This window comes from Luteitalea sp. TBR-22 (assembly GCF_016865485.1).
Lineage (GTDB): Bacteria > Acidobacteriota > Vicinamibacteria > Vicinamibacterales > Vicinamibacteraceae > Luteitalea.
In genome coordinates, this window is record NZ_AP024452.1 from 5,676,883 (window position 1) to 5,691,174 (window position 14,292).

Here is a 14,292-nt window from a genome sequence, read left to right on the forward strand (position 1 = left end):
GCCTCAGTCGAACGGCAGCCGCGCGGCGCGCGGCGATGACGCGGCTGGCCGGCGCGCCGCGTACACCAACTGCCCCTCCACCTGTGCGCCGGGCAGCATCGCCCGCACCGCATCGACGTACAGCGCGAGCTGGCGGCGGTGCGACGGCTGCGGCTGCCCGGTCTTGAACTCCAGCACCCGCACTCCCGCGGCCGTCCTCACCAGGCAGTCCACCGTGCCGCGCACGAGGCACACCTCGCCTGCGTGCTCGTGGCGGAACACGATCGGCACCTCGAACCGCGCCGCGGGCGACGCCAGGGCGTCGCGCAGCGCGTGGTCGCCCCACACCCCTTGCACCAGGGCCGCGACGTCGTCGGCCAGCGCCGCCACGTCACGCACCGCCAGGCGCTCGTCCGGCTCGAGGTCGGCCAGCACCCGCTGCGCGAGCACGGCGGTCGACTCGCCGACGATCGCCCGGGCCAGCAGGCGATGCACGGCACGTCCGAGGACGAGTTCCTCGTCGACGGCAGGATGCCCGCCAGCGATCGACGTCGTGTCGAGGCGCCCCGCCGCCAGGCTGGTCACGCGCACGTGCCGGGCAGGCGGGTGGGCCGGCAGGGGCGCCAACGACGCCGGCACCTCGTCGCTGATGCACACGACCGCGGCGGCGGCCTGCCCCTCGCCTTCGAGTGGCTCGACCGCGCCGGCTGGCTGACGGCACACGCGCAGCCGGTGCGCATGGACCTGCCCCTGCCAGCTCACCTCGTCGACGCCGGAGGCCAACGCGGCCGTCATCGCCGCGAGCACGCCCTCGGGGCACACCGCAGCGAGGCTGCCGGGCCCGGCGACGACCTTCCCCTGCCGACCGGCAGCGGCGCTGAGATACAGGCGCTCGCGTGCACGGGTGACGGCGACGTACATCAGCCGCTTGCTCTCCTCGCGATCGCGCACCTGCTCGGCCTCGGTCGCACCGGGCTCGTACCGCGCCACGCCGACGATCGGGGCCTCGCCGCTGTCGCCCGCGAGCACGCGCAGCGGCGGGGGCACCCCGCCGGTGCCCCGCGTGAGGTTGACCAGGAACACGATCGGGAACTCGAGTCCCTTCGAGGCGTGCACCGTCATCAGGTTGACGGCGTCGGCGGCATCGACGGCGGCGTTGGACTCGTCGCCTGCCGACACGCGGTCGATGTGCCCCGCGATGCGCGCCATGGTCGCGTAGCCGCGGTTCTGGATGCGACGCACCAGCCCGCGGAACTTCTTCACGTTCTCGCGCGCCTGTGCCTGCCGAGGGCCGCGCAACGTCACGGCGTACGCCGACTGCTCGAGCACGTGATCGATCACCTCGGCTGGCGGGAGGCGATCGACCAGGGCACGCCACCCGGGCCAGGCGGCGCGCAGTCGCGCGAGCGCCTCGGCATCGTCTGGCGACAGGCCGTCGACGACGCGCCCCGCGGCGGCCGGTCGGTCCCCGGGACCCGCCGCGTCGGGCCCGTCGCTGCCCAACCATCCCGCGAGGTCGGGCGCGAGTCGACGCAGGCCGTCATCCGAAAGGCCCACGAACCCGGAGCGGAGGAACGCCGCCACGCGCAGGTGTGATTCGGGCGCCGCGAGCACCCGGACGAGCGCCACGAGGTCCTTGATCTCGTCGGCGTCGTAGAAGCCGAGGCCCTTGTACACGTAGCCCGGCACGCCGCGCGCCGACAGGGCGCGCTCGAACTCCCGGTGACTCTCGCGCGATCGGAACAGGATCGCGATGTCGCCGGGCCGCACGCGCCGCGGTGCGTCGCCGCCGCGATCGGTGACGAGCCCCTCGGCGAGCAGCCGCACGATCTCGGCCGCCACGCCCGACGCGCAGGCCTCGACGTCGTCGCCAAGCACCAGGGCCAGGCGCGGCTCGGCCTCGGCGCCGGGCACGTGGCCGGCCGGCAGGGGGAAGCGGTCGTCGGGCCCGTAGCGGAAGGCGATGGCGGGCGGGGCGCCCGGAAGCACCATGCCGGCGGCCAGGTCGTTGGCGAAGGCGAGCAGGTCGGCGTGCGACCGGAAGCTCTGGGAGATCGCCTGTCGCACGGGCGCGTCGTCGGCAAGCGTGCGCACGAAGCCGACGGCCTCGTCGAGCAGCCCGACGTCGGCATCGCGGAAGCGGTAGATGGACTGCTTGCGGTCGCCGACGAGGAACAGCGACGGCGGCAGCGGCCCCTCGTGGCCGAGGCCGAGGCCGGCGCCCCACGCCTCGACGAGCGAGGCCACCAACTGCCACTGCAGCCGGCTGGTGTCCTGGAACTCGTCGACGAGCACGTGCTGGTACCGCGCCTCGAGCCTGAAGCGGCTGCGCGAGAACTCGTCCATGTTGGCGAGCAGTTGCACGGCACGCTGCAGCACCTCGGAGAAGTCAAGGGCGTCGTGCAGCAGCAACGTCTCGAGGTAGCGCCGGTACGCCAGCCGGAAGACGCGCCTGATGCCGCGGGCCAGCAGCACGTTCAGCGAGGCCTCGAAGCCGCGCCGGGCCGCGATGACGGCGTCGGCCACGTGCGGCAGCGCCTCGCGGTGCCGGTTCCAATCGCCCACCGACGCGAAGGCCGCCTTGACGGCCGCCGGCTTCTTGCGGGCGTCGCCCTCTCGCGTCAGCAGCCAGCGGGCGAGGCCGTCGAGCGCCGCGCGCACCTCGGCGGCGGTCATCGGCACGGCCACCGGGTCGGCGAGCAGGCGATCGAGGTCGAGGCGACACAGCGTCCAGAGCGGCACGTCGCCAGGGCCGCTGGCGATCCAGGCGGTGATCCCGCCGGGGATGGCGCCGAGGCGCAGGCGCAGATCCTGGCGGGCGCGCTCGGCCGAGGCCGCCTCCGAGCGCACCTGCCGCACCTGCGTCCGCAGGTACTGCCGCAAGGCGGCGGGCGCGACGAACCGTCGCTCGAGCAGGGCGCGCAGGCCCTCGAACAATCGCGGCAGCGTCAGCTGCGCCAGCACCAGCCGGATGCCCTCGTCGAACGGCGCGCGATCGCGGCACTCGCGCAGCGTGCGATCGAGCGACATCTCGACGAGCCGCGCCACCTCGGTCTCGTCGGCCAGCGTGAAGCCGGGGTCGAGCCCTGCCTCCAGCGGGAACTCGCGCAGCAGCGCGAAGCAGAACGCGTCGATTGTCGAGACCGCGATCTCGTCGGCGCGATCGCGCAGTCCCTGCCACACCTCCGGATAGCGCGCCTGCAGGTCGGTGACGATGCGCTCCCGCATCTCGGCGGCGGCCTTGCGCGTGAACGTGATGGCGAGCACGTGTCGCGGGTCGACGCCGGCCGCCAGCAGCGCGAGGTACCGGTCGACGAGCACGCGCGTCTTGCCGGTGCCGGCCGACGCCTCGAGCACGACGTGATGCCGCGGGTCGGTGGCGTAGGCGCGCGCGGCCTGGTCGACGGGGAGGACGACGGACTCACTCATCGCCCACGTAGTCCTTCCGGCACACGCCGGCGTAGTCGCAGAACTGGCAGCGGAACGGGCTGTGCGGGCGCACGGGGAACTCGCCACGCTCGATCTGCTCGACCGCCTCGACCAACTGCCGTGCCTGATCGTCGGCGTCCCTGGCCGACCCCACCGACTCCACCCATGGCACGCCCTCGCGGAACGCCACGAAGCCGCTCGGGGCGATGGCCAGGACGCGTCCGGCATCACGCTCCTGCTGCACCACCGCATGCGCGTACACGCCCGGCTGGAGTGGGCGCGTCGGCTTGCGGCCCGACTTGTAGTCGATGACCCGCACCCGGCCGTCGCGCGTCCAGTCCACCCGGTCGACGCGGCCGCGCAGGTGCACCTCCCGCTCGCCCTCAGGCCCCGGCAGGACGACACGGCGGTCGATCGGGTGCTCGAGCGCCCGACGGGTCACGTCGCCGAACGACTCGGCCTCGGTGCGGAGCATCTTCTCGATCACCCCGGTCGCGACGGCCGAGCCGAACAATCGCGTCCGCTCGATGGCCCGGTCTGCTGGCGCCAGGCTGCGCAGCGCCCGCTCGGCCACCTCCGCGAACACCGCCCGCGCCTCGGGCAGGTCCTCCGGGCGGATCGCCACGTGCCCGCGCCGCTCCCAGGCCGTGATGCAGTCGTGCAGCACCTCGTGCAGCAGGACGCCCGCGTCGCGTGCCGGCAGTCCCGGCTCGTCGTCGGCTTCCTCGGTGAGGCCGAGGACTCGACCGGCGAAGTACTGGAACGGGCACTGCAGGTACGTCTCGACCGCCGTGACGCCGTACCGGTCCCCGGGCGTCCCCGCGGTGCGTCCGGGCTCCGGACGCGGTGGACGCGCCAGTCGCCAGCGCGCCCACGCCTGCGCCGCCTCGTCGAGCACGCCGGCACCCGGAACGGCCGGGACACCGAGCAGCGCGTCCTCGCGGCTCACGGGAAGGGTGCGCTCGTCGGCCGGCACCGGCTCGAGGCGCTCGAGGCCGATGGCCTGCAGTTCGTCGAGCAGCGACGACGGCCGGACGACCGCGTCCTGGTCCAGTTCGGGGACGGAGACGCCGACGGCCTCGGTCGGCAGCGACAGCAGATCGGCGAACCGGGCGCGCAGCGCGGCGGTGCGCGTGCGCTCCTCGGCCCACCCGAGGCGCTCCAGCATGAACGCCGGATAGAAGATCTCCCGGGCCGTCGGCTCGGGCCACTCGCCCTCGAGCAGGCCGACCACGCGCACGTGCGCGAAGAGTCCGTACGGGGCCGCATCGGCGTCGACCAGGTGCACGCCGGCGTCGGCACGCGGCAGCGCGAAGGTGCGCTCCTCGATCCACCGCCGCACCAGGATGCAGGTGTCGCGCGCCGGTACCGGCGTGGCATCGTGGGCTGCCAGCGCCTGCTCCAGTTCCGACAGCAGCAGGTCGACGGCGGCGCGCGTGCGGCGGGTCCGGCTGGCCTCCGGATCGTCGTCGGTCGGGATGCGCTCGCACGCCGCCCACGCCTCCCGCAGTGCACGGACGTGATCGGCGCCGGGGGCGACGCCCTGCAGCGGGACGAGCCGGGCGAGCCACGGCCGAATCGCGACCGCCACGGCTCGTCCCGCGCGCTCCTGTCGCCACTGCGCGGCGTGACGGCTCGTGCCGTCGGCGCCGTCGGGCGGCGTCGGCGACGGCGGCCTGGCGATCAGCGCATCGAGGTGGCCGAGGGTGCCGAGGAACCGTCCCTGCGCGAGCCAGGCGTCGAGGGCCGCGATGCCCGGACCATCCACCGCCACGCCGTCCTCCCGCGTGATCCGCACGTGGGGCGACCGCAGGAGCGTCACGATGCTGGCCCGCGTCAGGCCCGAGAGCGCGGCGTCCATGAGGAGGTCGAGACCGGCCGCCCAGGGCTCGGCGGCCAGCGGCAGCGTGCCCGACGACTGGTACGGGATGCCCGCGGCGCGGAGCAACTGCTGCGCCGCGTACAGGTACGGCAGCGGCCGGCGATAGACCAGCGCGCTGGCGTGCGGCGGCATCGGCTGGCGGGCCTTCACCCGCCTCGCGTAGGCGATCACTTCCTCGTCGCGATCGCGGCAGGCCAGCCAGCGCCGATCGGGCGTCCCGACCTCGAGCCGCGTCGACGGCGGGCGCTGCGGGCCCACCCGCACGTCGATCGCGCCGGGCCAGCGGCCGCGCAACCGCGCGAACAAGGGCGTCGCCATGCGTCGTGTCGCCACCACGTCGAGGCGGGCGATTCCCGGCGCCGCCGAGAGCAGGTCGAGGTCGCCTGGCCACAGGCCGCCCGCGTCGGCGTGATGGTCGGCCACGCTGAGGATCACGTGACGCGGGCACCACCGGAGCGGCGAGGCCGACAGCGTCGCGCGCAAGGCATGCTCGTCGAGGCCAGCGAGCGCCCCGACGCGCTCGCCGAAGATCCGGAACGCCTCGTGGAGGAAGAGGGTCTGCCGCAGCAGCCGCTCGGCGCCACGATCGGTGGTGGCCTCGTCACCGAGGCGCGCGGCCGCGTCCTCGAGCCACGCCGTGGGGACGTGGCCGAGCCGACTCACGTGATCGAAGAAGCGCACCATCTCGGCGATGAGGCCGGGCCGCAGCAGGAACGGCGGGGCGTGCCGGCGCGCCGCCTGCCGGGCGCTCGCGCCCATCAGCACCTCACGGGTGACGGCGGGCAGGCGAGGACGCTCCAGCCGTGCGGCCAGGTGGAAGGTCGCGTAGAGATCGTCGCGCGTCAGCATGCGGGGCAGCAGCAGCGCGGCCCGCGGGCCCGCGGCGACCTCGTGCCCGAGGGCACGCTGCAGCGCCGCCGGCGTCTGCCATTCCTCGACCAGCAGCCGTTGCTCCAGCGTGCGGCGCCATTGCTCGGCCGCGGCGCGCGACGGCACGACCACGACAGGTGCCTCGACCGGCTCCCCGTCGCCGACTTGCGCCGGCGGAAGGCACAGCACCAGCAGCGCCCGCTGCCAGGCGTCGAGGTCGTCAGCCTGGATGAGACGGATCTGGACCGGCATCCTCAGAGCCCGGTGACCGGAAGCGCTGGAGGACGGGCGAGGGCGGGCACGTCGGCCCGCAGTTGCTGCAGCAACAGCAGCGCGCCCGCCGCTGCCGCCGATGCTTCCCACGCCTGCTGCAGGTCGCCGCTCCTGATGGCCGCCCGGCGCACCTGCAACGCGCGCGCCGCGAGCTGTTGCGCAGACGTCCAGATGCCGTGAACGGCGCGTGCTTCGTCGGGGACCAGCGCGAGGCCGGCGTCGACCTTCGCGCGGGCGAGATGTGCCTCGGCCGCGAGCAATCCCTCGGGTCCCGGCCCGCTCAGGGCCTTGATCTCCTCGAGCGCTCGCACCAGCACCGACGAGGCGCCGAGCTGTCGGGTCACCGTCGCCGCGTACGCCTCCAGTTCCGGACGACGCTCCTGCCACCGCTCGAGCAACAGCCGGTGCCGGCGCGCCGTCTCGAGCCGCGCGTCGAGCGTCGCCAGCAGCGATGCCACTTCGGCGGGCCGACGATGATCGAGCCGCGCGTCGCGTGCGAGCACGTCTGCGCGGATGCTCATGAGGCCGCGCACGTCGGCGGCTGCCAGCAGCCGGGCCGACCTGTCGAGCATCCACGTCCGCAGGTCTGCATACTTGCGGGTGACGCGTCCCTCGTCCTTGATCTGACGGCGCACCTGCCGGCGGGTTGCCGAGGCCCAGCGTCGGTCGGCGGTGGGTGCCACGGCCAGCAGCGCCTCGGCCGACTGCAGCAACAACAGCCGCTCGGCCGGGTCGCTGACCTTGGGTGCGAGGCCGAGCGCCTGCGACACCACGTCCTGCAGGGTCGGCGGCGGCAGCAACGGCACCGCCGGCGCGGCGGGCGCCGGTGCGCCCGTCGTGAGCGCCAGCGAGAAGGCCTTCTGTCCCGCCGCCGCGCGCATCCCGTTGAGGAGATCGTCGACGACCGACAGCGTTTGTGCCACGTCGTCGGCGCGATAGCCGTGATGGGCCGCGGGCCACTGCGCAAGACGCATCCGCGCGGCCTCGAGGCGGCGGATGCGTTCGAGGGGATCGGGCAGGAGCGCGACGTCGCGCAACGTCGCGGCCACTTCCTCGGTGAACGCCGCGTAGGCACGCTCGCCGCCGGCCTGCTCGAACTGCGCGCGGCGCATCGCCTCGCGGTACGCGTCGGTGCGGGTCCAGTCGACCCGCGAGGCCGGCAGCGTCACGGTGCGGGCCTCAGGCCATGCGCCATCGACCGGCACGCCGGTCGGCACCTGCAGCAGGACCACGTCGTCGACGCGGGTGTACTCGCCGACCGTCGTGAGGACGTGGCCATCGGCCAGGAAGATGCGGAACCAGGGGGACACCGGCGACGTCTGTGCCACCGACTGCGCGCCCGCGACGGCGGCCGACGCCCACAGGGCCAGCATCAGGCCCGCCATCCGCCGCCGTGTGAGCGCCCGCACGATCCTGCGATCTTCGCTGCTTCGAGGGGCGCGTGTCGAGCGCGGCCGCAGGGCCGCCGGAAACGCCCTCCGCGGCGCCGGATCGCCCCTGTGGAAAACCTGCGGACGGACGGTGGATTTCGTGTGCACGGCGGTGCAGGGACGGCTGCAAGCCGCTGCGTTCACGCACCTTGGCCGGTCACACACGCCGTGTGCACGGCGTTTCGCAGGCCTCTTCGCTTGCGTGGGTCCGGCAGTTCTCTACAATGACCGTCGCTTCCGGAATACCCGGGGGCTCCACAGCAGTCCGAGCACCGAAACGATCGTGGGTTGACGCGTGCACCGAATCGAGCAACACATCAACGGCCGGCTGTACTACATCGAGCTGTCGCAAGTGCAGCGCCAGCGCTGGCGCGCGCACGTGGTCACGGCGCAGGGCGCCCCGACGGCGCTCATGCCGTTCTACGACGACACCGCCGACGCCGCCGCGCAGCGCCTGTCGGAGTGGCTGTCACGGCTTCACCGACCGAGCGCCGCGCATGCGTGACGCGGTCCTGACCGCGGCACTGGTCCTGGCGGCCCTTCCGTGGGTCGCCGGGGCGCAGGCCCTCCCCACCCCTTCGCCCGCCCAGCCCGTCGCCACCGCACGTCCGGCGGAGCCGGCGCGCGCGCTGCCGCGCGTGCGGCTGGTCGCCACGGGCGGCACGATCAGCAACCGCCGCGGCGGACGCCTCACCGCCGAGGAGCTCGTCGCCTCCGTGCCGGCGCTGGCCGAGCACGCGTCGCTGCAGGCCGAGCAGTTTGCCAACACCGGCAGTTCGCAGCTGACGCTCGAGCAGTGGCTCGCGATCTCGCGTCGCCTCAACGCCCTGTTCCGCGACGAGCCGGACCTGGCCGGCATCGTCGTCACCAGCGGCACGGACACACTCGAGGAACTCGCCTATTTCCTGCACCTCACGGTGCGTGACCGGCGGCCCGTGGTCGTGACGGGCTCGATGCGCAACCCGAGCCAGGTGGGATACGAGGGGCAGGCCAACCTGCTGGCCGCCGTGCGCGTCGCGGCCGATCCGGCGGCGGCCGGGCGCGGCGTGCTGGTGGTGCTGAACGACGAGATCAACGGCGCGCGCGACGTCACCAAGACCGACGCGCTCCGCCTGCACACGTTCGCCTCGCGCGGCTTCGGCAGCCTCGGCGTCGTCGATGGCGACCGCGTCGTGTTCCGCCGCAGCGCCGAGGGACGGCACACCGCCGCGAGCGAGTTCGACGTGATGACGCTGGCCACGTTGCCGCGCGTCGACGTGTTCCTGGTCTACCAGGGGGCGCCCGGCGATCTGATCAGGGCGGCCGTGGATCTCGGGGCGCGCGGCCTGGTGCTGGCCACCGCCGGTGCCGGCGCGATCTCCGGGACACAGAACGAGGGGATCACGTACGCCCGCGACAAGGGCGTGCCGATCGTCGCCACGACCCGCACCGGCAGCGGCCGCATCGCGGTGACCCGCGAGCCGGTCACCGCCACCGTGGCGGCCCCGCCGCGCCTCGCCGGCGGCGACCTCTCGCCGGTCAAGGCCCGCATCCTGCTGATGCTGGCGCTGACCAGGACCAGCGACCCGGCCGATCTTCAACGCATCTTCAACGAATACTGAGCGCGCCCCGAGCGGCGTTCCTTCCCTGACGTGGCCCCTGACCGTCGGCCAGGGCCGACGTCAACGTCCTTCCCTGCCCCGCGGGCAGCCTCTCGGTCGAACGTCGGTCGTCAGGCGTCGAGCGTGACTCATCACTTCCGCACGCCGACCAGGACGACGATCGGCACCACGACGGCGGCCATCACGCCGGCCCACATGTGCATCGGGATGGTGAGGTGCGTGAAGCCCGGGGGCGTCGGCGTGCCGTCGGGCATCACCGGCACGAACGTCGCCACGCACGAGACCGCGGCGGTCAGCAGGCTGCCCAGGACGTAGAGGGGCGTGGCGATGGTGAGCCCGCGCGACAGGAGCAGGTACACGCCTGCCGCGAGCAGCACCGACAGCACGGAAGCCAGCGCCACCGACGTGGGGTCGATGAGCGCTGGCACGGGCTGGCCGGTATACGAGGGGGCGGCCGAGCGCCAGGCGAGGTTGCCGGCCGCGGCGAGCGCCGCGGCCAGCATCCCCCCGAGGACGTAGCGCCAGGCCGGAGCTGCGGCGGCACGCGTCGGACGCATGCCGCCGGACTCCACGGGCGACCGCTCCGTCACGGAAGCGGCGTGCCCAGGGCGTTGGTGCCGACCTGGAACGTCACGCCGTTCACGTTGCGGTACATCGCCCGCTCCACGACCAGCGGCAGGGCGCCCGTCTCCGACTCGATCAGCACGCCGGCCTGCAAGTCGGCCGGCAGGCCCGCCGCCTGGAGCAGCTCGCCGAGGAAGAACGTGGTGCGCGACTGCGCGGCGAGCGTCCGGCCGCTGATCACGCCGGTCTGGCCGTTGGGGCCGAGCAGGCGGATGCGGATCGAGCCCGCCGTCGTGCCGGTGTTGGCCACCAGGATGTAGGTGTTCCACCCCAGCGCGCCGCCGTTCTCGCCCTCGGCCACCACCCAGCGGCTCGACGTGCGCGTCGATCCCGGCGAGTTGTGCGCCTCGTACCAGGTGTTCGAGCTGCCCGGCCACCACATGGCGCGCTCGACGATGAGCGGCACGCCGTTGAGGGAGCGGATGCGTACCGACACGTCGGTGTTGCCGGTGCGGAACGGACGGCTGCCCGGCGTGATCTCCTCCTCGTCCACCCAGATGTTGAAGCGCGAGTTGGGCGCGACGGTGTACTGCTTCGAGTAGATGGTGCCGGGCACCAGCGAGGTTCCCTGGCTGCCGCCCACCACGAAGTCGGCCTGCACCAGCGCGGCGTTGCCGGTGGTGTTGCCGATCAGCACGAACTCGTCGAAGAAGTCGCCGGCGTTGCCTTCGGCGAGGAACCACTCGGTCGAGAGCTCGTTGACGCCCGCGCTCTCGTGGCCGGCCTTGAACAGCGGGTTCGAGCCGCGGTACATGGCGCGCTCCGCGATGATGTCGGCGCCGGCCGTGACGGTGAACTCGGCCGAGAGCTCGGCGTTGGCCAGCGGCGTCGCGCCGTTGATGTTCTCGACGTTGGCCCACACGTTGAAGCGGCTGTTGGCCGGCAGCGTGTAGGTCTTGCTGTACACGGCCCCGGTGCCGAGCAGGAACCGGCCCTCGACGGTCACCGGCGCCGACGACGGGTTCTGCAGCAGGTAGAACAGGTTGAACCCGCCGATGGTCGCTCCCTCGGCGAAGTACCACTTGCGCGAGGCGCTGACCACGCCGGTCTCGGCGTGCCCCGAGTACGTGCTCTTGTCCCACGTCATGGTGCGGTCGACGCCCACCGGCGCAGTCGCCTTCACGGTGGTCGAGAACTCGTACGAGACGTCGGGGCCGTTCTCGGCGATGCCGGGCTGCTCGTCGAGCAGGATGGTCTTGCGCTCGTAGGGCGCCAGCGTGAACGGCGTGGGCGGCACCGCGACGCCCGACGGCAGCTGGTAGGTCAGCTGGCCGCTGACCTGCTCGCCGCTCGGGTTGGCCACCGCGATGCGCGTGTCGAAGTTGAGGCCGGCCGTCTTGGTCGCGCCTTCCGCGAAGTAGCGCGTGAAGGTGCCGAGCACCGGGTCGGTGCCGTCGTTGCTCTCCTGCTCGTTGGTCTTGCCGTCGCCGTCGGGGTCGGCATAGGGCGAGCCGTTGTTGGTGCACGGGTCGAGCCCGTGCTGCTGCGCGAACGCGAGGTAGGCGGCCGGAATGTAGTCGCACTCGCCGTTGCCGAAGACGCCGGCGCGCACGAACGCATCGACGATGTAGTTCGTGTCGCTGGCCACGAGGTTCGAGAAGCCCGACTGGTAGACGATGGCGCGGGCGTTGCCGCTGATCTCGGGGTTCTCCGTGTCGAGACCGGTGCCGCCGGCGCCCTGCGTGTTGGCGCCGGCCACGCTGATGCGCACCGCCGTCCCGAAGGCCGTCGGGGGAGGCACCAGGATGGCGGTGCCACCGACGCCGGTCGTCACGCCGGCCGCGGCGCCGAGAATCTGGCGGGCATAGACGTCGGCGGCGCTGTTGGTGTCGTCACCCACGAGATCGGTGGCGTAGGAGCGGAACGCGAGGAACCGCCCGTACATGCTCAGGCTCGGGTCGTATGCGCCGCCATTGCCGGCCGCGCCCTCGGTCGGGCCGCTCAGCGGGCCACGCAGGCCCGTGCCGTCGGCCTTGACCACGTACACGTTGGAGGCGACGCTGGTCCCTTCCGACTGCTGCGACGCGGAGGCCAGGAACGCGACGCTGGTGCCGTCGGCCGACACGAACGGGTCGCGCATGAACACGCCCGCGGTGCCGTCGAGGCCGGCGCTCACGCGCGTGGTGGTGGCCGCGGTCAGGTTGCGCACGAACACGTCGGCGCGGGCGTTGGTGTCGGTGCTGCCGTCGGTGGCGAGGTTGGTGGCGCCCGAGACGAACGTCACGATGTTGCCGTCGCCGGAGATGGTCGGCGCGGTGGCGCCGGCATTGCCGCCGGCGGCGCCGCGGCTGACCAGCACCTGTGCGCCGGTGAGCCGATCCCACCGGTACACGTCGGGCGCGCTGTTGGTGTCGGCGGCGTCGAAAGCGGCATTGGTGAGGAAGGCCACGTAGCGGCCGCTGGCGCTGATGCGCGGCTGGGCGGCGAAGACGGGGCCACCGCCGGGCGTGGCGGTGCTGATGAGCGTCGTCGTGCCGTTGTAGCGGTCGTAGAGGAACGCCGCGCCGCGGTTGTAGGCCACGAAGCGGCCGTCATGGCTGATGGTCACCCAGTCGGCGTCGTAGCCCTCGAAGCCCGGCGACACGGGCAGGCGCTCGGTGCTGCCGGTCGTGCGGTTGCGCACGAAGACGTCGATCCGGCCATTGCTGTCGCCCGACGCCAGTTGGGTGGTCGACGACAGGAACGCGACGATCGTGCCGTCGTAACTCGGCGCCGGCCGCGAGCTGTCGCCCGAGTACGATTCGGGCAGCCCGGAGGCCGGGAAGGTGTGGCGGACGATCGTCGCGCCGCCGTCGGAGGTGAAGACGTCGGTGTCGCCGTTGACGTCGCCGGCGACCAGGAGCGGCTCGTCGGACGAGAAGGCGACCCTGCCGGTGTCAGCGACGTCGGGGCTGGTCGAGTCCTGCGTGGTGGCGCCCGTGCCCACCGAGATCCGGGTGAGGCCGCCCACCGTGACCGGCGAGCCCGCCGACAGCGTGGCGCGGAACACGTCGAACAGGTTGTCGAAGGTGCCGTCGATGGTGGTGGCCTGCGACGTGAACGCCACGTAGAGGCCGTTGGGGCTGATCTCGGGATCGACGCTCCCGCCGTTGCCGGCGGCGCCGCTCGCGGTGCGCGACACGAGCACCGTCGTCCCGGCCGTGCGGTCGCGCACGTAGACGTCGCTCAGCCCGTTGGTGTCGGCCGTCACGGCGGCCGCCAGCGTCTCGAAGACGACGCGATCGCCGGCGGCGTTGATCGAGGGATGCGTCGAGGCGGCGTTCAGCTGCCCGTTGTTGGCCGATCGGCTGACCCGCTCGGTGGTCGGCGATCCGCTCGTCGGGTTGTTGCGCACGAAGATGTCCGCGACGCCGTTGTTGTCGCCCGACACCAGCCCGACGCTTGACGAGGCGAATGCCACGGTGCCGTTGTCGGCCACGCTGGGTCGCGCGTCGCCCGTGCCCGGCGTCCCGGAGACGCCGCTGGCGCGCGAGACGAGGTAGGTGTTGCCATTGACCAGGTCACGCAGGTAGACCTGCGCGAGGCCCAGGGTGCCGCCGTCCCACGCGGCCTCGCTGAGGAAGGCGACCCACTGGCCGTTGGGGCTGATGGCCGCCGCGTAGCTGTCGGCGCCGGACGTGCTCTCGGCCTCGGCCGATGACAGCGACACGCGCGAGACGACCCCGGTGTTGCGATCGAGCAGGAAGACGTCGCTGGCGGAGTTGGTGTCGCCGGCCACGAGGTTGCTGGCGCAGGAGTCGAAGACCACGAACTGGCCGGAGGCCGACACGGACGGCCGCACCGATGCGCAGTTGGGCTGGACGCCGCCCGGCCCGGTGATGCGGGTGATCGTGCCGTTGGTGGCGACGAAGATGTCACTGGCGTAGTTGGTGTCGTTGGGCACCAGCGTGCTCAACGGGCTCTCGAACGCCCCCAACGTGCCGTCCGCGCTGATGCTGGGACGTGGCGTGTACTTGCCGCCGGTGGCCTGCGCGCCCGAGGCCGACAGGCTCACCCTTTCGGTGGTTTGCCCCCATACCGGCGCACCGGTCACTGCCAGGGCCACCACCATGAGGCCGCCCCACCCTGCTCGCCTGCTCTGCATGCTTCCCCCTCCCCGAACGACGCCGGACGCGTCGCCCGGACTCACTGTGCCGACCGTCGGCGCGAGCCCGGCGCTTGCAATCGCCGGGCCGTTCCGTCGGTCGGCTCACGACCACCGGCC

7 protein-coding genes are annotated in these 14,292 nt (G+C 73.1%); 2 read left to right on the forward strand and 5 right to left on the reverse strand.

From position 1 onward, the window contains the following. Positions 1 to 3: 3 nt before the first annotated feature. From TBR22_RS23400 to TBR22_RS23410, 3 genes are read right to left on the reverse strand one after another with little or no spacing between them, the layout of a single operon-like run. Positions 4 to 3,408: an exodeoxyribonuclease V subunit beta gene (locus TBR22_RS23400; RefSeq protein ID WP_239490257.1), complete on the reverse strand. Its 3,405-nt coding sequence runs from the start codon at positions 3,406 to 3,408 to the stop codon at positions 4 to 6. Further along, positions 3,401 to 6,412 (reverse strand): PD-(D/E)XK nuclease family protein, encoded by a 3,012-nt coding sequence (locus TBR22_RS23405; RefSeq protein WP_239490258.1) that lies wholly within the window; start codon positions 6,410 to 6,412, stop codon positions 3,401 to 3,403. The genes TBR22_RS23400 and TBR22_RS23405 overlap by 8 nt, the downstream gene beginning before the upstream one ends. 2 nt (positions 6,413 to 6,414) lie before the next feature. After that, positions 6,415 to 7,842, reverse strand: a complete 1,428-nt coding sequence (locus tag TBR22_RS23410) for a hypothetical protein (protein ID WP_239490259.1) — start codon at positions 7,840 to 7,842, stop codon at positions 6,415 to 6,417. Between the two features lie 316 nt (positions 7,843 to 8,158). Here TBR22_RS23410 and TBR22_RS23415 point away from each other — a divergent pair, with 316 nt between their 5' ends. Together TBR22_RS23415 and TBR22_RS23420 are read left to right on the forward strand one after the other, a co-directional pair. Further along, positions 8,159 to 8,368 carry a hypothetical protein gene (locus tag TBR22_RS23415; protein ID WP_239490260.1) on the forward strand — a complete coding sequence of 70 codons (210 nt, stop codon included), beginning with the start codon at positions 8,159 to 8,161 and terminating at the stop codon, positions 8,366 to 8,368. Beyond that, positions 8,361 to 9,464 (forward strand): asparaginase, encoded by a 1,104-nt coding sequence (locus tag TBR22_RS23420; protein WP_239490261.1) that lies wholly within the window; start codon positions 8,361 to 8,363, stop codon positions 9,462 to 9,464. The genes TBR22_RS23415 and TBR22_RS23420 overlap by 8 nt, the downstream gene beginning before the upstream one ends. A gap of 131 nt (positions 9,465 to 9,595) precedes the next feature. Here TBR22_RS23420 and TBR22_RS23425 read toward each other — a convergent pair whose 3' ends face one another. Both TBR22_RS23425 and TBR22_RS23430 read right to left on the reverse strand, forming a co-directional pair. Further along, positions 9,596 to 10,021 (reverse strand): hypothetical protein, encoded by a 426-nt coding sequence (locus tag TBR22_RS23425; protein ID WP_239490262.1) that lies wholly within the window; start codon positions 10,019 to 10,021, stop codon positions 9,596 to 9,598. A gap of 29 nt (positions 10,022 to 10,050) precedes the next feature. Then, positions 10,051 to 14,172 carry a hypothetical protein gene (locus tag TBR22_RS23430; protein ID WP_239490263.1) on the reverse strand — a complete coding sequence of 1,374 codons (4,122 nt, stop codon included), beginning with the start codon at positions 14,170 to 14,172 and terminating at the stop codon, positions 10,051 to 10,053. Positions 14,173 to 14,292: the final 120 nt, after the last annotated feature.

What these genes read in the sequence shown, in the direction of transcription:
- TBR22_RS23405 (WP_239490258.1), bottom strand. Translation starts at nt 6,412, where the DNA reads ATGCCGGTCCAGATCCGTCTCATCCAGGCTGACGACCTCGACGCCTGG.
- TBR22_RS23430 (WP_239490263.1), bottom strand. Translation starts at nt 14,172, where the DNA reads ATGCAGAGCAGGCGAGCAGGGTGGGGCGGCCTCATGGTGGTGGCCCTG.
- TBR22_RS23425 (WP_239490262.1), bottom strand. Translation starts at nt 10,021, where the DNA reads ATGCGTCCGACGCGTGCCGCCGCAGCTCCGGCCTGGCGCTACGTCCTC.
- TBR22_RS23420 (WP_239490261.1), top strand. Translation starts at nt 8,361, where the DNA reads ATGCGTGACGCGGTCCTGACCGCGGCACTGGTCCTGGCGGCCCTTCCG.
- TBR22_RS23400 (WP_239490257.1), bottom strand. Translation starts at nt 3,408, where the DNA reads ATGAGTGAGTCCGTCGTCCTCCCCGTCGACCAGGCCGCGCGCGCCTAC.